Origin of the sequence: Thiospirillum jenense (assembly GCF_014145225.1) — a bacterium.
GTDB lineage: Bacteria > Pseudomonadota > Gammaproteobacteria > Chromatiales > Chromatiaceae > Thiospirillum > Thiospirillum jenense.
This window is the reverse complement of sequence record NZ_JABVCQ010000011.1, coordinates 85,311-102,991: the sequence shown is the minus strand read 5'-3', so window position 1 is coordinate 102,991 and position 17,681 is coordinate 85,311. Positions and strand designations below refer to the sequence as shown.

The 17,681-nt window shown below is 49.3% G+C and carries 30 protein-coding genes and 1 pseudogene; 1 reads left to right on the top strand and 30 read right to left on the bottom strand.

Annotation, left to right across the window (positions count from 1 at the left end; genetic code table 11):
• Nucleotides 1-235: 235 nt before the first annotated feature.
• The 16 genes and pseudogenes from HUK38_RS06915 to HUK38_RS06835 form a co-directional block, all read right to left on the bottom strand.
• The gene (locus tag HUK38_RS06915; RefSeq protein ID WP_105073781.1) at nt 236-475 is read right to left on the bottom strand and encodes a DUF2442 domain-containing protein; all 240 of its coding nucleotides are present in this window, start codon (nt 473-475) and stop codon (nt 236-238) included.
• Nucleotides 456-686, bottom strand: coding sequence for a DUF4160 domain-containing protein (locus HUK38_RS06910; protein ID WP_182583587.1), 231 nt, complete (start codon nt 684-686; stop codon nt 456-458). The genes HUK38_RS06915 and HUK38_RS06910 overlap by 20 nt, the downstream gene beginning before the upstream one ends.
• Nucleotides 687-858: 172 nt before the next feature.
• The gene (locus HUK38_RS15100; RefSeq protein WP_238787510.1) at nt 859-1,821 is read right to left on the bottom strand and encodes a hypothetical protein; all 963 of its coding nucleotides are present in this window, start codon (nt 1,819-1,821) and stop codon (nt 859-861) included.
• Nucleotides 1,822-2,261: 440 nt separating this feature from the next.
• Nucleotides 2,262-2,504 (bottom strand): DUF2442 domain-containing protein, encoded by a 243-nt coding sequence (locus tag HUK38_RS06895; RefSeq protein WP_182583585.1) that lies wholly within the window; start codon nt 2,502-2,504, stop codon nt 2,262-2,264.
• Between the two features lie 344 nt (nt 2,505-2,848).
• Nucleotides 2,849-2,998 (bottom strand): annotated as a pseudogene (locus HUK38_RS15095) (DUF4160 domain-containing protein); the annotation flags it as partial.
• A gap of 411 nt (nt 2,999-3,409) precedes the next feature.
• Nucleotides 3,410-3,634: a type II toxin-antitoxin system HicB family antitoxin gene (locus HUK38_RS06885; RefSeq protein WP_182583584.1), complete on the bottom strand. Its 225-nt coding sequence runs from the start codon at nt 3,632-3,634 to the stop codon at nt 3,410-3,412.
• Nucleotides 3,606-3,863, bottom strand: coding sequence for a type II toxin-antitoxin system HicA family toxin (locus HUK38_RS06880; RefSeq protein ID WP_182583583.1), 258 nt, complete (start codon nt 3,861-3,863; stop codon nt 3,606-3,608). Before HUK38_RS06880 ends, HUK38_RS06885 begins: the two co-directional genes overlap by 29 nt.
• Nucleotides 3,864-4,179: 316 nt before the next feature.
• A complete protein-coding gene (locus tag HUK38_RS14895; protein WP_202985519.1) occupies nt 4,180-4,404 on the bottom strand; it encodes a type II toxin-antitoxin system HicB family antitoxin in 225 nt (74 codons plus the stop codon).
• Nucleotides 4,405-4,611: 207 nt separating this feature from the next.
• The gene (locus HUK38_RS06870) at nt 4,612-4,860 is read right to left on the bottom strand and encodes a DUF2442 domain-containing protein (protein ID WP_182583582.1); all 249 of its coding nucleotides are present in this window, start codon (nt 4,858-4,860) and stop codon (nt 4,612-4,614) included.
• Nucleotides 4,861-4,868: 8 nt separating this feature from the next.
• Complete coding sequence (locus HUK38_RS06865) at nt 4,869-5,138, bottom strand: DUF4160 domain-containing protein (protein WP_182583581.1); 270 nt, start codon at nt 5,136-5,138, stop codon at nt 4,869-4,871.
• A gap of 351 nt (nt 5,139-5,489) precedes the next feature.
• Entirely contained in the window at nt 5,490-5,828 is a 339-nt protein-coding gene (locus HUK38_RS06860; protein WP_182583580.1) for a type II toxin-antitoxin system PemK/MazF family toxin, read from the bottom strand.
• Complete coding sequence (locus tag HUK38_RS06855; protein WP_182583579.1) at nt 5,819-6,028, bottom strand: hypothetical protein; 210 nt, start codon at nt 6,026-6,028, stop codon at nt 5,819-5,821. The genes HUK38_RS06860 and HUK38_RS06855 overlap by 10 nt, the downstream gene beginning before the upstream one ends.
• A gap of 14 nt (nt 6,029-6,042) precedes the next feature.
• Complete coding sequence (locus HUK38_RS15090; RefSeq protein WP_238787509.1) at nt 6,043-6,225, bottom strand: hypothetical protein; 183 nt, start codon at nt 6,223-6,225, stop codon at nt 6,043-6,045.
• A 433-nt stretch (nt 6,226-6,658) separates the two neighbouring features.
• A complete protein-coding gene (locus HUK38_RS06845; protein ID WP_182583572.1) occupies nt 6,659-6,889 on the bottom strand; it encodes a DUF2442 domain-containing protein in 231 nt (76 codons plus the stop codon).
• A 12-nt stretch (nt 6,890-6,901) separates the two neighbouring features.
• Entirely contained in the window at nt 6,902-7,123 is a 222-nt protein-coding gene (locus HUK38_RS06840; protein WP_338065372.1) for a DUF4160 domain-containing protein, read from the bottom strand.
• A 228-nt stretch (nt 7,124-7,351) separates the two neighbouring features.
• On the bottom strand, nt 7,352-7,492 hold the full coding sequence (locus HUK38_RS06835; RefSeq protein WP_182583577.1) for a hypothetical protein: 141 nt from the start codon (nt 7,490-7,492) through the stop codon (nt 7,352-7,354).
• Between the two features lie 307 nt (nt 7,493-7,799).
• Here HUK38_RS06835 and HUK38_RS06830 point away from each other — a divergent pair, with 307 nt between their 5' ends.
• Nucleotides 7,800-8,636, top strand: a complete 837-nt coding sequence (locus HUK38_RS06830) for a phage antirepressor N-terminal domain-containing protein (RefSeq protein WP_182583576.1) — start codon at nt 7,800-7,802, stop codon at nt 8,634-8,636.
• Nucleotides 8,637-8,851: 215 nt separating this feature from the next.
• Here the strand turns inward: HUK38_RS06830 and HUK38_RS06825 are convergent, their stop codons facing one another.
• The 14 genes from HUK38_RS06825 to HUK38_RS06760 form a co-directional block, all read right to left on the bottom strand.
• Complete coding sequence (locus HUK38_RS06825) at nt 8,852-9,085, bottom strand: BrnA antitoxin family protein (protein WP_182583575.1); 234 nt, start codon at nt 9,083-9,085, stop codon at nt 8,852-8,854.
• Nucleotides 9,069-9,344, bottom strand: a complete 276-nt coding sequence (locus HUK38_RS06820; RefSeq protein ID WP_182583574.1) for a BrnT family toxin — start codon at nt 9,342-9,344, stop codon at nt 9,069-9,071. The genes HUK38_RS06825 and HUK38_RS06820 overlap by 17 nt, the downstream gene beginning before the upstream one ends.
• On the bottom strand, nt 9,328-9,552 hold the full coding sequence (locus HUK38_RS06815; protein ID WP_182583573.1) for a hypothetical protein: 225 nt from the start codon (nt 9,550-9,552) through the stop codon (nt 9,328-9,330). The genes HUK38_RS06820 and HUK38_RS06815 overlap by 17 nt, the downstream gene beginning before the upstream one ends.
• Nucleotides 9,553-9,676: 124 nt before the next feature.
• A complete protein-coding gene (locus HUK38_RS06810) occupies nt 9,677-9,907 on the bottom strand; it encodes a DUF2442 domain-containing protein (protein WP_182583572.1) in 231 nt (76 codons plus the stop codon).
• A gap of 12 nt (nt 9,908-9,919) precedes the next feature.
• Nucleotides 9,920-10,189, bottom strand: a complete 270-nt coding sequence (locus HUK38_RS06805; RefSeq protein ID WP_182583571.1) for a DUF4160 domain-containing protein — start codon at nt 10,187-10,189, stop codon at nt 9,920-9,922.
• 166 nt (nt 10,190-10,355) lie between these two features.
• Complete coding sequence (locus HUK38_RS06800) at nt 10,356-10,565, bottom strand: type II toxin-antitoxin system HicB family antitoxin (RefSeq protein ID WP_182583570.1); 210 nt, start codon at nt 10,563-10,565, stop codon at nt 10,356-10,358.
• A 3-nt stretch (nt 10,566-10,568) separates the two neighbouring features.
• Nucleotides 10,569-10,733: an addiction module toxin, HicA family gene (locus HUK38_RS06795; protein ID WP_238787508.1), complete on the bottom strand. Its 165-nt coding sequence runs from the start codon at nt 10,731-10,733 to the stop codon at nt 10,569-10,571.
• A gap of 106 nt (nt 10,734-10,839) precedes the next feature.
• Nucleotides 10,840-11,070 (bottom strand): hypothetical protein, encoded by a 231-nt coding sequence (locus HUK38_RS06790; RefSeq protein WP_182583568.1) that lies wholly within the window; start codon nt 11,068-11,070, stop codon nt 10,840-10,842.
• Nucleotides 11,045-11,326: a BrnT family toxin gene (locus HUK38_RS06785; protein ID WP_182583567.1), complete on the bottom strand. Its 282-nt coding sequence runs from the start codon at nt 11,324-11,326 to the stop codon at nt 11,045-11,047. The genes HUK38_RS06790 and HUK38_RS06785 overlap by 26 nt, the downstream gene beginning before the upstream one ends.
• A gap of 466 nt (nt 11,327-11,792) precedes the next feature.
• The gene (locus HUK38_RS06780; protein WP_182583566.1) at nt 11,793-12,020 is read right to left on the bottom strand and encodes a type II toxin-antitoxin system HicA family toxin; all 228 of its coding nucleotides are present in this window, start codon (nt 12,018-12,020) and stop codon (nt 11,793-11,795) included.
• 4 nt (nt 12,021-12,024) lie between these two features.
• Nucleotides 12,025-12,231: a type II toxin-antitoxin system HicB family antitoxin gene (locus HUK38_RS06775; RefSeq protein WP_182583565.1), complete on the bottom strand. Its 207-nt coding sequence runs from the start codon at nt 12,229-12,231 to the stop codon at nt 12,025-12,027.
• A 151-nt stretch (nt 12,232-12,382) separates the two neighbouring features.
• Nucleotides 12,383-12,763 (bottom strand): clan AA aspartic protease, encoded by a 381-nt coding sequence (locus HUK38_RS06770; protein WP_182583564.1) that lies wholly within the window; start codon nt 12,761-12,763, stop codon nt 12,383-12,385.
• 124 nt (nt 12,764-12,887) lie between these two features.
• Nucleotides 12,888-13,151 (bottom strand): hypothetical protein, encoded by a 264-nt coding sequence (locus tag HUK38_RS06765; RefSeq protein WP_182583563.1) that lies wholly within the window; start codon nt 13,149-13,151, stop codon nt 12,888-12,890.
• 236 nt (nt 13,152-13,387) lie between these two features.
• Nucleotides 13,388-17,650 (bottom strand): beta strand repeat-containing protein, encoded by a 4,263-nt coding sequence (locus HUK38_RS06760; protein ID WP_182583562.1) that lies wholly within the window; start codon nt 17,648-17,650, stop codon nt 13,388-13,390.
• Nucleotides 17,651-17,681: the final 31 nt, after the last annotated feature.

Sequence of the window (17,681 nt, the reverse complement as noted above, 5' to 3'; positions counted from 1 at the left end):
TAATAGACGTTCAGCTTCAGTGGCATGATTGCGCAATTCTCGTGCTAATAGCTTATTTTCTTTACGATAAGGTAGCATTGAAAAAGCCCTATTTGATTAAATCCCCCCCAACCCCCCTTTGCAAAAAGGGGGGAGGGGGGATTTCTTCGGGGGAAATGTTGGGTTGTGTGCCGTTGGGGTTGGTCATTATTCACCAATCCCGCGCATGGCACACAACCCAACCGACGCAGCTAACCTACGCCGCCTGTTCTACTGAAATCTGCAGCATGGCTTCAATGCTGAGATGATAATCTAGTTCGTCCCATTCAATTCCAGTGGCATTGCAAATAAAACGATACCGATTGAGTGTTTTAATTGATGTTTGTTCAAGCTCCGGATACCAACACAACGGTGTTGAAATAATGCGTCCGTCAGCGAGTTCAACATGAAGATGTTGGTTGTCAAAGCGAACCGCTTTACCGGCTAAACCAGTCATTCCAAACCTCCAGAAATGTGTGCTGATGTTGTTTGACCAATGCCACCGCCATTTTCTCATCTTTTGGTTTAAGCGTTGAGGTGATCACTTGTGCGGTACGCATTTCAATTTTAGCCCATGTATCGCCTTTTAAAACATGAACATGGGGTGGCGGATGTTCATTGGCATAGAAAATAAATTTAAACCCATTTTGATTTAATAGTGTTGGCATTGCTTATCTGCTCACTCAATAACCTTGACTGAGTATAAACCCAATTCCTCCCCCAACAAAAAACCCGCCGCCCAATTCAAAATCAAGCAACGGGCATTTTCATTCAGTCAGGTTGAAGCGGTGGGTGAGCAGTTGGGTCGCCAAACAGCGGCAACCCAACCTTTGCTGCTATTTACCATTGATGTGGAATAAACTCGGTTGGGTTTTGAATTGATGCGGAATTGCCCGTCGCACGAATACTAAATAAGCCACGCTTTTCGAGCATTTGTTCAGCGCCCGCATCCGCAGTGAGCCATGCCATTGCACCATAAATCTGATTATGTGCATAACGCGGAATCCAACCTTTTAATTGATTGAGACGCTCAATAAAATCTTTAACATCCTGCGGTCTTAATGTCGTTTTCACTTCGACCACAACCACTTCAGCGCCATTATGCGCAATGATGTCGAATTCGTAATTGCCGCCGTCTGGAGATTTACCTTTGAGCCGCATCGTGGTATCGGCAATGAGAATACCGCGATTTTTTAATAAGGCAACTAAATCGCCTTCAACCAGCGATTCCATCAATTTGCCCCATTGACTGGTAAACAGTTTTTCCAGTTGATTGAGTTTGCGGTCGGTGTCCTGAAACTTGCGCTCCGTTTCTTTTTGCGCTTCGGCAACTTCCCGAAATAAGTTGAGAATCTCTTCATAGGTGACGGACATGATAAGCAGTCCCGGTGGTTGGTCTTTGCGTTGTTGATCGTTTATTAATGCGTATGACAATAATTGTGGTAGTTCTTCTTCACTGACAGTAATGACATTTTGTCCACCAAAACGGTGTTCAATCATCGCATCCATGTAACGCTGTTCTCGTACTGACAAATCATCATAACGATAATAGTTTGCTTTCTCTGCCGTGCAATCTTGAAACGCAACGTAATATGGCGAATGAGATGTTTTCAAAATAACTGGTTTCCAACGATTTGCCACTACACCTAATTGGTTGGCAAATTTTTCACAAGCTGCTTGAATGATGTGCCTTTCTTCTGGTAACACATCGTCACCATCATTAAAGGCATATTTGCTTAATAAGTCAAATAGGTTAAATTTGTTGCGGATTTTTATTTGCATGACTGGAGTCGTGTTGCTCATTCTGCACCTGTTCTATTGTTTGCAGTAGCAACTTCCCGAAATAGACCGAGAATTTCTTCATAAGTCATTGACATAGTGGATCACTCCAGTTGGTGGCGATTGTTGCGATGAGTATAAACCCAATTCCTCCACCCACAAAAAACCCGCCGCTCAATTCAACATCAAGCAACGGGCTTGTTTTGATTAAATCCCCCCACTCGCTCCGCTCGTGACCCCCTTTGTTAAAGGGGGGCTTTACTCTTACCCCCCTTTTCCAAAGGGGGGCTCACAAAAAACCCGCCGCCCGATTTTTCAATCAAGCGGCGGGCATTTTCTATTTGATTAAATCCCCCCACTCGTGACCCCCTTTGTTAAAGGGGGTTTTGATTTCCCCCCTTTGCAAAAGGGGGGTAGGGGGATTTAACGGGTCACGCCTCGCGGCACCACCCAACCTACGCAGCTCAAAGTGGAATAGAGCGTTCATACAGCGTTTCGGGCGCAATATCAATATCGCCCGGCCAAACGACCGTCCCGTAATCAATTGACGCACAAGCAAACAGCGATGATTGCTTCAATTGAATAAAGGGTTTTCTATCCATGTAAGCAGACATATCGAAGAGGCGACGCTCGCCATTTTCAAATTCGAGTTCGAGATGATAATTTGGTTTTACCTGAACACCGGTCACATCAAGTAGCGTATTCATAGCGTCTCATCACTGAAGGGGGGCGATCTTAAAGATTGCCATATAGTATTCAATAAATTGTGTTTTACTGAACATAGTTGAGGAATGCTCATCTACAGACAAGGACTTTGACAGTACAAAAATCCGTCGTTATCCTGAGACTGGGTAGCATGTATTTTATGGCGATAACCAAGCCCGTGCTGCTCAATCACGCTCTTTAACAAGTTCGAGTACGCGGTTGCCAGCACGAGTTGCTGGCGTAAAACTTGAAACGCATCAAAGAGTGACGCGCTGCAAATGCTGTTGCAGCCTTGGTAGATACACCCCAGTCTGCGGACTGGCAGTTAAGCGTTGCTTAGTAATGCTTAAGAAAAATGTATCGGTTCACCTTGAACAGCCAATTCCCAATCCGCCAATAATTCATCGCGGTGGATTTCCACCCAGGCTTGGACTAAGCGTAGTTGTTTCCGTGGAAACTCTCCAGCAAGCACACGTCCGTCTTCAATGGCGATGGACGCTTTGTTGCCTTAATAGCGGACATGAATATGTGGCAAATGATGACGGTCGTCATCTTCAAACAGGATGTTGACAAGAATCCCATAAAACATGCTAATCGTCGGCATTCATCAATTCCGTTGCGGCACTTGCTGTGACTTGAGTATAAACCAATCACCCATAAAAAACCCGCCGCCCGATTTTTCAATCAAGCGGCAGGCTTGCTTTGATTAAATCCCCCCAACCCCCCTTTGTCAAAGGGGGGCTTGACTCTTACCCCCCTTTGCAAAAAGGGGGGCTTGACTCTTACCCCCCTTTGCAAAAAGGGGGGCTTGACTCTTACCCCCCTTTGCAAAAAAGGGGGGGGTAGGGGGGATTTAACGGGTCACGCCTCGCGGCGCAACCCAACCTTTGCTGCTAACCAATGTGTTTTAAGCGGCAATTTGTTGGGGTTTCGCTGTGGCATCTGGATAGGGTCGGTTCATATTTTTACAGGCTTCTAACCAAGATGCCATCGCGTGTTCCATTTCTTTAGCCGCGTTTTGCGGTGTATCACCAAAGGCCGAGCAGCCCGGTAAATCAGGCGCAATGGCGATAAATCCTTCATCTTCATCACTCCAAAAAATTTCAATGAGGTATTGATAACGACGCTCCATATTTATTCACCATATTAATGAGTTGACGCGCTTGATAGGGTTTAATATAACCATCGTGGTTTTGAAAATTGAGTAGCAACGGTTCATTTTGATAACCATACGTTCGATGAGAACCTCTGCCGCCTTGAGCATGAAAGCCAAGCGCCTCTGCAATTCGACAAGCATCTTCAAAACGTACCGCTTTGGGATTTGCAAATAGCACATTAATGCGTTTGTCGTGTTTAGACATTGAATAATTTTTCTCACTTAAATTATTTCATTATCTAACAAAAAAACCCCCGCCGATCAATTCAACATCAATCGGCGGGGGTTGCCACATAGTATTCAATAAACTGTGTTTTGATTAGCATGATTGAGGAATGCTGAGTCCGTTAGCATATTTCTACAGAGAACGACTTTGACAGTGCAAAAATCCGTCGTTATCCTAAGACTAGGTAGCATGTATTTTATGGCGATAACCAAGCGCGTGCTACTCAATCACGCTCTTTAACAAGTTCGAGTATGCGGTTGCCAGCACAAGTTGCTGGCGTAAAACTTGAAACGCATCAAAGAGTTCGCGCTGTAAAAACATCTGTTTTTGCAGCCTTGGTAGATACACCCCAATCTTCGGATTGGCAGTTAAGCGTTACTGAGCATTGCTCACTAATGCTTAAGAAAAATGTATCGGCTTCTGCACGGGTATCGCCTTCACTAATACAACCGGGCAGTGCGGGGACAAATGCGGTGAATCCACCTTCATCACTTGCTTCAAGGATAATTTTCAGATTCATGGCGTGATCTGCGTCAATTGCTGTGACTTAATTATAAACCACTCCCCCAACAAAAACCCGCCGCCCGATTTTTCAATCAAGCGGCGGGCATTTTCTATTTGATTAAATCCCCCCACTCGCTGCGCTCGCGCCCCCCTTTTTCAAAGAGGGGATCGGGGGGATTTTCTCAAGTCAGGTTGCCAAACAGCGGCAACCCAACGAACGCTGCTACCCGGCGCATTGGATTAAGACAGAATCGTCATAAAGCGTCTCCGGAGCAATATCAATCTCGCCCGGCCAGACCACGGTGCCATAATCCACGCGAACGCGGTCAAATCGTCCGGGCAGTGTCAGGCAACTCCAAGGTTTCATCTGCAATAATGGACGCATATCAAAACGCCGCCACTCGCCGTTTTCAAATTCCAGCTCAAGATGAAAATCAGGACAAGGGTAAACCGTTTTTACATTGATCAACATGATGCACCTCACTGGAGTGGAGCAATACGAAAAGGCTCTTCGCCATTGACGGCCAATTCCCAATTCAACAGCAATTCTTCTTTGTGAATCTCAATCCAAGCCTGAATCATTTTTAATTGCTTACGCGGCAACGACCCATCGAAAACCACGCCATCATCAATTGTCAACGCCGCTTCTTCACCCTGATAACGCACATGGATATGTGGCAGATGATGACGACGATCATCGCGAAAATACATCAAAACCAATATCCCATAAAACATGCTAATCGTCGGCATTCGTCAACTCCGTTGCATCAATTGCTGTGATTTAAATTATAAACCACTCCCCAACAAAAAACCCGCCGCTCAATTCAACACCAAGCGGTGGGTATTATTAAACCACATCGGATTGTAGATTGTAGGTTGGGTTGCCCGCGCACCGCGTCCCGCCAATCCACCGCCATCAATCGGGCAACCCAACATTCCCCGTTTTTGATTAAATCCCCCCAACCCCCCTTTGCCAAAAGGGGGGGAATAAAAAACCCGCCGCCCGATTTTTCAATCAAGCGGCGGGCATTTTCATTCAGTCAGGTTGAAGCGGTGGGTGAGAAGTTGGGTTGCCAACAGCGGCAACTCAACCTTTGCTGCTCAATTGCATCCAAAGTAGCGACAAAAGACCTGTTGCAAGCGTTGCTGACTCTGCGGTGTGAGGCAGTCATATTGTTTGATCACAACCTGCTTGGAGATCACAAACGTTTTTCTAACCATGACCTTGGACGTTTTGGGCAACTGACCCTGCATAAAGTCGGCCTGTTCAATTAAGTATTCATCTTCGTGCAGTTGTTGAACTTGGCTGCTCACAGGAATACCAACAAAATCATCAAAGGGCAGGTTATTTTTGAAGACTAACACCGGACGCCGTTTGCTTTGTTTGGTGTCTGAAAAATAGAACTCACAGAGCACAAGGTCGCCGGTTTTCAAGTCCATACGTCATCCTCTGCTGTCCCTTGCCATTCTGCTATTTGACTTGCTGTGTGGTTGGCAAATAGGCAGATTTCGTTGCGTTCTGGTTGATCTTGTTCAATGAGTACGATCACCCGTACCTGCTGACGCTCGAGTTGTTTGAGTTCTTCAGGGATGGGCAGCCGTCCATTTTCGACAGCAGCACAGAATTCGATGGCTTGCATGGGAAATACCTCAGTCAATGGCTGGCGTGATTATCGCACAGCAGCCACTGGCACTCCGTAAAAAACAAAAAACCCGCCGCCCAATTCAAAATCAAGCGGCGGGTATTATTAAACCACATCGGATTGTAGATTGTAGGTTGGGTTGCCCGCGCACCGCGTCCCGCCAATCCACCGCCATCAATCGGGCAACCCAACATTCCCCGTTTTTGATTAAATCCCCCCAACCCCCCTTTGCCAAAGGGGGGGAATAAAAAAACCGCCCCCGATTGCGCGGCTGCGGTTGGTTCATGTCAATTCCAATTCAAGCAACGGTGAATTGAATTTTTCCCTTTTGATTAAATCCCCCCAACCCCCCTTTGTTAAAGGGGGGCTTTACTCTTACCCCCCTTTGCAAAAGGGGGGGAGGGGGGATTTCTTCGGGGGAAATGTTGGGTTGTGTGCCGTTCGGGTTTGGTCATTATTCACCAATCCCGCGCATGGCACACAACCGCTTGCTTTGATTAAATCCCCCCAACCCCCCTTTGCCAAAGGGGGGGGAATAAAAAACCCGCCGCCCAATTCTCCAATCAAGCGGCGGGCATTTTCATTCTCATCTCACCCAGTCAGGTCGCCAAACAGCAGCAACCCAACCTACGCGGCTAATAAATAAAGCGTATCAGGAGAAAGATCGATTTCATCGTTCCAAGTGATGACGCCATGAACAATGAATGCTTTCATAAATAAATTATCATCAGCGAGTGGCGCGAATGCGGGATATGAAAGATACGGCTTCATATCAAAAACGCGATGTTCGCCTGTTGCGAAATCAACTTCAAGACGAAAATCAGGTAATGGTTTGACCTGAATAGCATCTGGTGTCATTTCCAAATCTCCTTAACGTAATGGATCTATTTTAAATGGAGTTTGCCCGCTGGACGCTAAAAACCAATCTGCCATCAACTCATCCTGATGCAATTCAATCCATGCTTGCAACAATTTCATTTGGCGGTTCGGCAATTGACCTTCCAGTATCTCACCATTAGGAATTGCCAACACGATTTTATATTCATTGTATCTCACATGAATATGAGGCAGATGATGTTTTTGAGTATCCAATACATAGACACCAATATCCCATAAAACATGCTAATCGTCGGCATTCGTCAACTCCGTTGCGGCAATTGCTGTGACTTGAGTATAAACCAATCACGCACAAAAAACCCGCCGCCCGATTCTCCAATCAAGCGGCGGGCATTTTCATTCCTCTTACCCCCCTTTGCAAAAGGGGGGGAGGGGGGATTTCTTCGGGGGAAATGTCAGGTTGTGTGCCGTTCGGGTTGGTCATTATTCACCAATCCCGCGCATAGCACACAACCCAACCGACGCGGCTAGGTTTAATGGCATTTGCGGCGCAATTTCAATTAAAAAAGCCGTGCCAACGTCGCGCAATTCATTCAGTATTGTCTCATCATGCAGTCGGTTCATAGGATGATCTCTTTAATGAAATCAGGTGAACTGCCCAGTTGACATGACCGTTGCGTTGTGCTTACCTAGTGTCGCTGCCGTCTGGCAGTCGGGAATAATCACACCCGCATCGTACAACGACGCACAGCATCAACTCGCGTAACGGTGCATTTTTTATGCGCGTTATCGTCTAGTCAATGGTGGATTGTTTGAGGGAGCCGCAAGGTTCGCCGTTCCGTTGTACGGTTGTGATTACCTCACGCAGTCCGCCACCCTTCTGATAATCACCAGAGCGGCGGACTCCTGTTAATTAACAACGGAGTCAGTCATGTCAAGTTTAATTCCTGTTCCCTTCCGCGCTACGACTCTCTTTTTAATTGATGTTGACGGTACGCCGTATGTCCCGATGAAACCGGTCGTTGAGGGCATGGGGTTGGACTGGGCAGGCCAGTTCACTAAATTAAAAGAAAATCAAAGATTTACAGCCTGCATTGAGGAAATCTCAATGCAGCTACCTAGCGATATTCAGCGTCGCTCCGTATGCTGCCTCGCCCTGCGCAAACTCCCCGGCTGGTTAATGACCATTTACCCAAATAAAGTTAAACCCGAAATCCGCGACAACATCATTGCCTATCAAAACGAATGCGATGATGTGTTGTGGGAGTATTGGTCAAAAGGTCACGCCACTAATCCGCGTACAGAGCAAACGCCGGAGCCACCATCAACACCAACCATGACCAATTATGAATACGCCGCCAATCTGGTGCTGGTATTCATTCGTGCGGCGAAAGCGTTTGGATTGCGGGGCAATCAAGCGCGGCTATCTGCTAATCGTGCCATTCGGCATTTCACAGGTGTGAATTTATTAGAAGCGATGGGTCACATTTATCTTGAGGCACCCGATCAAGAAGTGTTATTAGCGGTCTCTGATCTGGCATTACGTTTGAATTGTACTGTACATTCAGTGAATCCCAAAATAACGAATGCTGGATTACAAACCGAGCAGCGTGATCATAAAGATAAACTGTATTATGAATTGACTGCGCTAGGGCATCGTTTTGGTGTGTATCTGGACACCAATAAAAAACACAGTGATGGAACGCCAATCAGACAGATCAAATGGCGTGCCAGTGTTATTGAGTGTTTGCAGAATAGCGAGCGTTAAGGCGTTTTCTATTTGATTAAATCCCGCCAATCCACCGCCGTCAATCGGGCAACCCAACATTCCCCGTTTTTGATTAAATCCCCCCAACCCCCCTTTGCCAAAGGGGGGGAATAAAAAACCCGCCGCCCAATTTTTCAATCAAGCAACGGGCATGTTCATTCAGTCAGGTTGAAGCGGTGGGTGAGAAGTTGGGTTGCCAACAGCGGCAACTCAACCTACGCGGCTCGTATCAGTATTTCATTGATCAGCGTTTTATAATGGCAGCCATTTATTTCGGCACGCAATTTGAGGGCAGCCAATACCTCATTTTCTAATAGCAACGTCACATAGGTTTTGCCAACCGTTTCTGCTTGTAACTGTGCTAATGCAGGCACTGCCGCGACGGGTTGTGCATCGGCAAAATCCATCTCGGCATAGCGTACAAAGAGAGGATCAGAATTGTTGCTCATAGCGCCTCCGTTGGGGTTGATTGGCTTTCCACGCCGAAATCAAGCGAATACGCTCGCCGCGTAATGTCCATACAACGACCAAAATACGCGATTTGGCACCCATGCCGAGTGTGATAAATCGCTGCTCTTGTTCGGTATCGCTATCTTCACGAGTCAGCGCATACGGATCAAATAATGCCTGACTTGCTTCTTCAAACGTCACTCCTTCATGGTTGATAGGATTCGCAGCGGCTTTTTCAGGATCAAATTCGATTTCCATACCAAATGATAGCCCAACTTACACCCATAAAAAACCCGCCGCCCGATTTTTCAATCAAGCGGCGGGCATTATTAAACCACATCGGATTGTAGGTTGGGTTGCCCGTCCACCACACCGTCACCAATCCACCGCCGTCAATCGGGCAACCCAACATTCCCCGCCCGCAATAAAAAAACCGCCCCCGATTGCGCGGCGGCGGTTGGTTCATGTCAATTCCAATTCAAGCAACGGTTAATTCAATTGAATTGGGTTGAATGGGCGGGAAATGTTGGGTTGTGTGCCGTTGGGTTTGGTCATTATTCACCAATCCCGCGCATGGCACACAACCCAACCTACGCGGCTAATAAATAAAGCGTATCAGGAGAAAGATCGATTTCATCGTTCCAAGTGATGACGCCATGAACAATGAATGCTTTCATAAATAAATTATCATCAGCGAGTGGCGCGAATGCGGGATATGAAAGATACGGCTTCATATCAAAAACGCGATGTTCGCCTGTTGCGAAATCAACTTCAAGACGAAAATCAGGTAATGGTTTGACCTGAATAGCATCTGGTGTCATTTCCAAATCTCCTTAACGTAATGGATCTATTTTAAATGGAGTTTGCCCGCTGGACGCTAAAAACCAATCTGCCATCAACTCATCCTGATGCAATTCAATCCATGCTTGCAACAATTTCATTTGGCGGTTCGGCAATTGACCTTCCAGTATCTCACCATTAGGAATTGCCAACACGATTTTATATTCATTGTATCTAACATGAATATGAGGCAGATGATGTTTTTGAGTATCCAATGTATACATAGACACCAATATCCCATAAAACATGCTAATCGTCGGCATTCGTCAACTCCGTTGCGTCAATTGCTGTGGCTTAATTATAAACCACTCCACCCATAAAAAACCCGCCGCCCGATTCAAAATCAAGCAACGGGCATTTTCATTCAGTCAGGTTGAAGCGGTGGGTGAGAAGTCAGGTCGCCAAACAGCGGCAACCCAACCTTTGCTGTTACGCAGCAACGCGATCTGGCACTTCGATGATGGTCATTATTGATTCTGCGTCAAATTCAATTGGTGTTGCCAACATGTCCTCAGCACCAATGCGCAACGATTGCAAACACGCTTCGCGTGTTTTCTCTTGCGCATTCACCCCCGGTAAATCAATTAAACGCCCAATCCACCAACCATCACTTTGTTTCAAAATTGCTCGGTAGTGCATTATTCACCTCACAAATGGTAATCCCAAATCTTTGCAGATTTGTCGTGCCAGTTCATCAACGATTTCACGATGTCGTGGGATTTGCGATTTCAACATGTCTTTGCCAACAATCGTATGACGACGCCCTTCACGAATCAGCGTAACCCCATGTTGTTGCAAATGACGCATTAACTCAGTTCGGCGCATGATAGTCAGTTTTATACATCATTAGCGATTGAAAGGATAAACAAAAACCCGCCGCCCGATTCTCCAATCAAGCAACGGGCATTTTCATTCAGTCAGGTTGAAGCGGTGGGTGAGCAGTTGGGTTGCCAACAGCGGCAACCCGACCGATACGGCTACGGCGAGCGAATTTGGCTGCATCCTGCATGGCGTTTGCTTCGTCGGTCGCCGCCTGTTTGGCAAGCTCGGCTTCGGTTGTGGCATCTACTCGCGCCGGGTCAATTCGTCCAGATGCCAGCGATGTTGGGATAGCAGGATCAATCTTGATGCGTACTGTTTTCATAATGCTTGACCTCTCGTTGGTTGGCTTTGCGTGCTGAGATGATGCGGGTGCTGTCATGTCTCATTGTATAAACCACCACAAATAGGCGCTGTTCAATTTTGCCCAGCAGTTGGTAGCGATCTTCGCCGTAATCGTACCTGGTATCAGCTTGGATCAGACGGTCTGGGTCAAAGAAAGCTCTGGCCGCATACGCAAAATCAAAACCGCGCTGAACAAAGCAGGCATCGCTTTTGGTGTCGTCCCATTCAAAATTCATTGTGCAATGTAGCACCTCTCAATAAAAAAACCGCCCCCAGTTTCCCGAGGGCGGTTGAAATCAAGCATCAAGCGTTGGCAGGAAGGTTGGGTTGCCAACAGCGGCAACCCAACCTACGCTGCTACACGGTTGATTGCGGTGGTAGTTGATTTAACATTTGCAGATTGTGTTCGTGCCAAATTTTTTGAGCGTCTACGTTGAGCTTAGACAACTCCAGATCAAAATTTGACTTCTGTTCAATAAGTGTTCAGTAAGTCTGAATAAATTCATTATTGTTCGGATTATTAAGTATGCAATGCTCTAAAAATTGCTTGCATTGTGAAAAAGCCCAATCATTCATCACAATCACTCCTCATTAAAAGAAACCTCGCCGCCCAATTCAAAATCAAGCGGCGGGCATTTTCATTCTCGTCTCACCCAGTCAGGTCGCCAAACAGCGGCAACCCAACCGACGCTGCTAAAGATTTTAAGCATTTAATAACCGCAAAAAATCATCCACAGTGATCCCAGCGTTGCGAATTAACGCACGTAGTGTACCAACTGATAATTCGTGATGTTGTGGAATTGAAAGGTTCACACGCATCATCCCTTTAGTCATCACAACATGACTGCCCACTTGTCCTACAACAGACCAACCTGCTTTCTGAAAAGCACTGACTGCCATTTTGCCAGAAACACCATTTAAGCGTCCCATCTTGTTACACCGCAACTAAAATGGGCGTTTTCGTCACGCATTGAGCGAGTGCTTTTTGATCTTCAGCCCATAACCATGCTTCGATTGCTTCTCTGATATTGCTCATTGCTTCCTGTTCGTCTTGTCCTTGTGAAACGCATCCAGGGAGGGCAGGACATTCGGCCACGACCCAACCATCTTCGGCGTGTTCGAGCAGAATATGAAACATCATGGTTTAGCTCCATTAGTTACCAAAAAATATGATTCTAATTTCAATGCAGCCATCAAAAACCCGCCGCCCAATTCTCCAATCCAGCGGCGGGCATTTTCATTCTCATCTCACCCCGTCAGGTCGCCAAACAGCGGCAACCCAACCTTTGCTGCTACTTCACCCGTGCATGAGGGATATTCGGGCTGGCGGGATTGACCACCACAGTTTGTCGGCTGGGCGATAACAGTAAGTCCATATCTTCCATTGGTACCGCGCCGAGTAACACTTCATCGCCCATCACGAGCGCCCCAACAAAGCACAGCCGATCTTCAAACATCACTTTAACGGGACCAACATAGGGGATTTTGATTGCACGTCCATCAGCAACGGTCACTTCGCGCACTGATTCCGTTTGCAAATCCAATTGCACCGCAACGTGCTCTGGGATGCACAACATCAATGCCCCCGTATCAACTAACGCTTTGACGACCAGCGGTTTAAGCTCTGGGCGACGCGGATTGCTCAAGCCAATTTCAGCAAACAGATGTCCCACGTTTTATTCTCCAATAGCACCACAAAAAACCCGCCGCCCAATTCAAAATCAAGCGGCGGGCATTTTCATTCAGTCAGGTTGAAGCGGTGGGTGAAAAGTTGGGTTGCCAACAGCGGCAACCCAACTACTCGTCAATAGGGATGTTCTGAACTATTTCCCGCAGTCTGACCAGATCATGTTCGACGCGCTTCCGCATATCCGGTGCGAGTCTGGCTGCTTCACCCACGAACAGTGTCATCCAGAGGCGGATAGCACCGTCGGCGCGCAATGCTGCCTCCTTTTTCTTGTAGCCATGAGTGGTATCGGCAGCAACGGCAGTACACTCTTGAACATATTCATCGAGCTTACAGGTAATTTCTTCGTAAGAGGTAGTTAGTGGAATCGGCATGAAGAGCCTCGCAAGTAGTGTGATGATTAAGTAGTTCGTAGGTTGGGTTACGCATGTAGCCCAGCATCCACCGCAAAACAAATCAATTGGTTATGGTTTTTTGGTTGCTCATTAAAAACAAAACCCGCCGCCCGATTCAAAATCAAGCGGCGGGCATTTTCATTCAGTCAGGTTGAAGCGGTGGGTGAGAAGTTGGGTTGCCAACAGCGGCAACCCAACCTACACGGATGCCAGATTTAAGCAATCATGTCGCCAGCCGCAATTCCCGCGTCGGTAATCCCAACCAAAACAACTACCTCGTCAGCAGTGCCACTTGAATCACGGTCAATGAACAAGTAGCCATTCGTTGCATCCCATTGGAAGTCATAACCAATAGTTGCAGTCGTTTCAGCAACGTTGGTGGCAGCCAAAGCAATGTTCGCAGCAGCTAGAGCCGCTGCGAAATCAGCAACTACTGCCACAGCTTCAGTGTAGTTTTCAGTGGTAGCAGCAGTGCCAGTAGCAACGCCAGCAACGCCCGTTTTCAACTGATCTGAAGTTGTTGCAAAGCCCGTAATTGCATCGGCGGTCGCAACAGTAATGCCGGTATCACCAGTAGCGAAGACCACAACATCCGCCGCCGCCGCCGACTCTGTCAGATTGATCGTGTCCGCACCCTCGCCGCCAGTAATGACATCTACCGCGTCGCCACCCACGATGGTGTCATTCCCACTACCACCGATGATCGTATCCAAACCAATCGTACCGGTCAGCACATCGTTTCCGGTGTCGCCAGTCACCGAGAACTTATCTGCCGCTGCCCAACCCAACCACGACCAGTTGCTCGTGTTGAGTACACCCGAACCGGCGACTGTCGTGATGTTCAGGGTTTGCACTTTCGTGGAAACATCGGTGATGGTCACGATGTCGGTCGCACCAGCCGCCCAAGTTAAGATGGTTGTAACATCAGCAGTAGTGTCAGCAAAGGTAATTGCCTCTACCCCTGACACTGTCGCCGTCGGTCCGTTGGCAGCAGCAGATGAAATATACAGCGTATCCGTCCCTAAACCGCCCGCAATTGTCACCAAGTCGGTATTGGCAGCAGCAATTGCTGTATAGCTGAACTTATCGTTGCCCGCCTCGCCGTTGAGGATCAGCTTGTCAACACCAGCGCCAGTAAGAACAACTTCATTTACACCAGCAGTAGTTCCTGAAACAAAGGTGATGTTGTCGTCACCCGTGCCCAGATTGAAGGTCTGCGTGAACACCGTTGCAGTGTCACCCATACTGGTCGTCGTCAACGTATCCGCGCCCGCTGCACCAGTAACGCTGGCATTGCCGGTATCGCCGATGGTTGTATTCAGAGTGCCGGCTACGCCGCCGAAGTTGTAAGTATCGGTGGTAGTATCCAAACCGCCCGTGATATTGACAGTTCCCAATGTCAAATTGGCTGCACCCGACGCCGTGAACGAACCCGCCACCGTTGACGCCACCGTCTGGGTGATGGTGCCGGTCGTGACATTCGTCCAATCGGCCGTCGTCAGCGTCAGGCTTTCGATCTGATTCGCGGCGATGTTGCCAGCCGTGTAAGTGCCGGTGTTCGCCGTACCGCCGTTATCCACCGCAATCGTCAACGTATCCGTCGCCACCGTCGTTGCACTCACTGGCGTATAAGCAAGCGTGCCGGTGGTCAAACTTGTGCTGGTGGTGAGCGCCGCACCATTGGGCTGATAGCTGCCGGACAGATGGATGGTGTTGGTCGTTGCCGCCGCATTGGTAAACGCCGCACTGGTCAAGCCAGTCGCCACGCCCAATTTAGTCGCACCAGTCACAGTTGCCAGACTCAGCGTTGAGTTCGCCGCACCTGCTACCACCGTTTCAAAGCCGGAAATCGTACCGGTTGGAATCGTGTTCAGCGTCAACACATCCGCTGTGCCGGTGCCGCCGGTAGCCGTCAACGTGCTGGAGTTTGTCGTCAGCTTCACTGCGCCCGAATTCGCACCTGCGTTGATGATGGTCACGGTGGTTGGCAACGCATTCGTGATCGTCAAGCCCTGATTACCGCTCACATTCAACGTTGTAAACGTCGAACCAGCATCCAAACCTTTCAGCGTTGACGCAGCGGTTTCGGTGGTCACATTGACCGTCACAAAACCATTGTTCACGACGTCATCGAGTGTCACGGTGCCGGTGCTGCCACCGCTGGTGACCAACTTCATGGAATCTGCGGTTGATGCCGTGCCCGCGTTATCAAACTTCACATTCAACAAACTAGAATTGTTGGAGACTTCTGCTGCTGCCGTCGCCACCGCATTAGTGATGGTGAAGGTATCGCTGTTGGTCGTCCCGTTGATTGTGCTGCCGCTGACCGCCAATTTCGCCGCGCCGCTCAAGCCCGACGCATCAATCGTCGCACCAGTAGCAGTAGCACTATCGTTGTTATCGATGTAGCGGAAATTGAAGTTTTCAATCAGCGTGGTAGTCAGACCGGCATAGGAGTCAGTCGTAGCGTTAGCAGTGTTACCCAGCACGATGGCATTCAGCGCATCGGATGCAGCCGCAGTACCAGAAATGGTATCGGAGACATGCCAAGTGCGATTGGTCGCCGGAGCAACGGTATCCAACACACCATTGACGATGGTTTTATTGAGCACGCTATCGGTGGCGAGTGTTGTCAGCGTACCGGTATCACCGAGTACCGTTTTGCTGGTGTCATTCACTGCCGTCGTGATTGTGCTGGGACGTCCGGCTGCAACGGTGGTACCGGCGGGCAGCGTGCCGAGCGTCATAATGATGTTTTCTGCGGTGGCTTCCGTCAGGCTATCGGCGGTCACTTTCAGCGTTAAGGAAGCGGAACTCGCGCCTGCTGCCATCACAAGATTGCCAGTCGCGGCGCTGCCGGTGTAATCCGTCCCGTTGGTTGCCTCACCGGTCAACGCATAAGGAATGGTCAAGGTTGAACCCGTCGCCACCGCCGAACCGCGTGTCACCGTATAAACCAGATCGCCGCCTTCATCGACCGTTGCCGCACCGGTCAGCGCGATTTCTGCTGCACCCAGAGCCTTACTGGTATCGTTAATGGTCGTCTCAACATACCCCGGGCTCACCACCGTCCCGAAACTCGGCGACCCCAGCGTCACCTTCATCGTCTCCAGCGACTCCGTCGCATTATCCGCCACCGTATTCAGAATCAGGCTACCCGTCTTACTGCCGGCCGCAATCGTAATCGTGCCACCCGTCGCCGTCCCGCCGGTATAATCCGTGCCAGTCGTCGCCGTTCCCGCCAGGGTATAGGGCACAGAAATACCACCCGTCGGCGCCGTCATATCCGACGTCACGGTATAGACAACACTCCCGCCCTCATCCACCGCCGACTTATCCTGCGTCAAAACCAGCGACGGCAACGCATCCGTAATCGTGCCAGTGGTCGTGGCCAACGCCGCATAACTGGTATCCAACAACTGCGCCTGATACGCCTCAGTGCCTTCCGTTGAACCATCCGCCACCACCGTCACGGTCGTCACTTTCGGGCCGGTATCACCCGCCTTAAACGTCACCGTCGCCGAACTGGGCGAAAAATCTGCCGCATCCGCTTGTTTCGTAATCGCACCCAACGTCGTGCCAGTCAGATTCAACGTCATCGTCGTATCGGTCGGCACCGTACTCGCCGGCGTAATCGTAAAGGTCAGCGTCTTACCTTCCTGCGTTGACGTCCCAGCAGTTGCATCCGACACCATCGTATAAGTGGTCGGGCCTGGATCTTGCAGCGCCGTCGTCACCGACGACGTCCCCAGCACCATACCCGTGCTAGGATTGGACAAGGTCAACGCCACCGTCTCACCGGTTTCGGTCAAACCATCAAACGGCACCGGCACCGTGATTTTGGCCGACGTCGCGCCAGCAGCAAACGTCAGCGTCGAACCCGCCGTCGTGACACCAGTCCCCGTGACCGTCACCGTGCCAAGATCAGTGCTAGACGCCCCACCACCCAACGCAGTGGCAAAATTCACCGTAGTCGCACTGCCTTGTGGCGCACTCAGCGACACCGTGTACTCAGCACTCCCGCCTTCAATCACACTCCCCGGCCCAGCAATGCTAAACGTCGGCAGCGTCGGTGGCAGCGTCGCCCCAGTCGTGACACCCGCATCAACCGTCGCCGGCGCCACCACACCCGCCGCCGCACTCGGCACATCCGTACCACCGAGCGTCATCACACCACCGGACAACTTCGCCACCACACTACCCGCCGTCGTGACAATCTGCGTCCCGTCAGCATCACCCTGCAACGGAATAGTGGCCACCAACGTCGTGCCGGAAAACACCTTCAACTGATTACCCGCTTGCTGATAGGTGAAGGTGCTAAAGTCACCCGCCAAATCAACGCGCTCGACGTTCTGATCCAACACCACACCGGTCACGCCGGTATTCACGATGACTTTTTCTGATCCGGTTGAACCGTACACTTTCGCGCCACTGGCCAACGTAAAGTTGTCACCTGGTTCTAAAAATACACTTGCCATACAAACCTCTCCACACGCAATGAATTTAGGT

Excerpts from the sequence above, each read along its gene's own strand:
- HUK38_RS06825 (WP_182583575.1), bottom strand. The coding sequence starts at position 9,085 with ATGAGCAACAATTCTGATCCTCTCTTTGTACGCTATGCCGAGATGGAT.
- HUK38_RS06860 (WP_182583580.1), bottom strand. The coding sequence starts at position 5,828 with ATGGACTTGAAAACCGGCGACCTTGTGCTCTGTGAGTTCTATTTTTCA.
- HUK38_RS06845 (WP_182583572.1), bottom strand. The coding sequence starts at position 6,889 with ATGACACCAGATGCTATTCAGGTCAAACCATTACCTGATTTTCGTCTT.
- HUK38_RS06865 (WP_182583581.1), bottom strand. The coding sequence starts at position 5,138 with ATGCCGACGATTAGCATGTTTTATGGGATATTGGTTTTGATGTATTTT.
- HUK38_RS06910 (WP_182583587.1), bottom strand. The coding sequence starts at position 686 with ATGCCAACACTATTAAATCAAAATGGGTTTAAATTTATTTTCTATGCC.
- HUK38_RS06885 (WP_182583584.1), bottom strand. The coding sequence starts at position 3,634 with ATGGAGCGTCGTTATCAATACCTCATTGAAATTTTTTGGAGTGATGAA.
- HUK38_RS06880 (WP_182583583.1), bottom strand. The coding sequence starts at position 3,863 with ATGTCTAAACACGACAAACGCATTAATGTGCTATTTGCAAATCCCAAA.
- HUK38_RS06775 (WP_182583565.1), bottom strand. The coding sequence starts at position 12,231 with ATGATGTTTCATATTCTGCTCGAACACGCCGAAGATGGTTGGGTCGTG.
- HUK38_RS15100 (WP_238787510.1), bottom strand. The coding sequence starts at position 1,821 with ATGAGCAACACGACTCCAGTCATGCAAATAAAAATCCGCAACAAATTT.
- HUK38_RS06815 (WP_182583573.1), bottom strand. The coding sequence starts at position 9,552 with ATGAACCAACCGCCGCCGCGCAATCGGGGGCGGTTTTTTTATTGCGGG.
- HUK38_RS06780 (WP_182583566.1), bottom strand. The coding sequence starts at position 12,020 with ATGGGACGCTTAAATGGTGTTTCTGGCAAAATGGCAGTCAGTGCTTTT.
- HUK38_RS06820 (WP_182583574.1), bottom strand. The coding sequence starts at position 9,344 with ATGGAAATCGAATTTGATCCTGAAAAAGCCGCTGCGAATCCTATCAAC.
- HUK38_RS06800 (WP_182583570.1), bottom strand. The coding sequence starts at position 10,565 with ATGCACTACCGAGCAATTTTGAAACAAAGTGATGGTTGGTGGATTGGG.
- HUK38_RS06795 (WP_238787508.1), bottom strand. The coding sequence starts at position 10,733 with ATGCGTCATTTGCAACAACATGGGGTTACGCTGATTCGTGAAGGGCGT.
- HUK38_RS06915 (WP_105073781.1), bottom strand. The coding sequence starts at position 475 with ATGACTGGTTTAGCCGGTAAAGCGGTTCGCTTTGACAACCAACATCTT.
- HUK38_RS06810 (WP_182583572.1), bottom strand. The coding sequence starts at position 9,907 with ATGACACCAGATGCTATTCAGGTCAAACCATTACCTGATTTTCGTCTT.
- HUK38_RS14895 (WP_202985519.1), bottom strand. The coding sequence starts at position 4,404 with ATGAATCTGAAAATTATCCTTGAAGCAAGTGATGAAGGTGGATTCACC.
- HUK38_RS06805 (WP_182583571.1), bottom strand. The coding sequence starts at position 10,189 with ATGCCGACGATTAGCATGTTTTATGGGATATTGGTGTCTATGTATACA.
- HUK38_RS06765 (WP_182583563.1), bottom strand. The coding sequence starts at position 13,151 with ATGCCGATTCCACTAACTACCTCTTACGAAGAAATTACCTGTAAGCTC.
- HUK38_RS06895 (WP_182583585.1), bottom strand. The coding sequence starts at position 2,504 with ATGAATACGCTACTTGATGTGACCGGTGTTCAGGTAAAACCAAATTAT.
- HUK38_RS06855 (WP_182583579.1), bottom strand. The coding sequence starts at position 6,028 with ATGCAAGCCATCGAATTCTGTGCTGCTGTCGAAAATGGACGGCTGCCC.
- HUK38_RS06760 (WP_182583562.1), bottom strand. The coding sequence starts at position 17,650 with ATGGCAAGTGTATTTTTAGAACCAGGTGACAACTTTACGTTGGCCAGT.
- HUK38_RS06785 (WP_182583567.1), bottom strand. The coding sequence starts at position 11,326 with ATGAATTTTGAATGGGACGACACCAAAAGCGATGCCTGCTTTGTTCAG.
- HUK38_RS06830 (WP_182583576.1), top strand. The coding sequence starts at position 7,800 with ATGTCAAGTTTAATTCCTGTTCCCTTCCGCGCTACGACTCTCTTTTTA.
- HUK38_RS15090 (WP_238787509.1), bottom strand. The coding sequence starts at position 6,225 with ATGTTGGGTTGCCCGATTGATGGCGGTGGATTGGCGGGACGCGGTGCG.
- HUK38_RS06835 (WP_182583577.1), bottom strand. The coding sequence starts at position 7,492 with ATGAACCGACTGCATGATGAGACAATACTGAATGAATTGCGCGACGTT.
- HUK38_RS06870 (WP_182583582.1), bottom strand. The coding sequence starts at position 4,860 with ATGTTGATCAATGTAAAAACGGTTTACCCTTGTCCTGATTTTCATCTT.
- HUK38_RS06790 (WP_182583568.1), bottom strand. The coding sequence starts at position 11,070 with ATGAAAACAGTACGCATCAAGATTGATCCTGCTATCCCAACATCGCTG.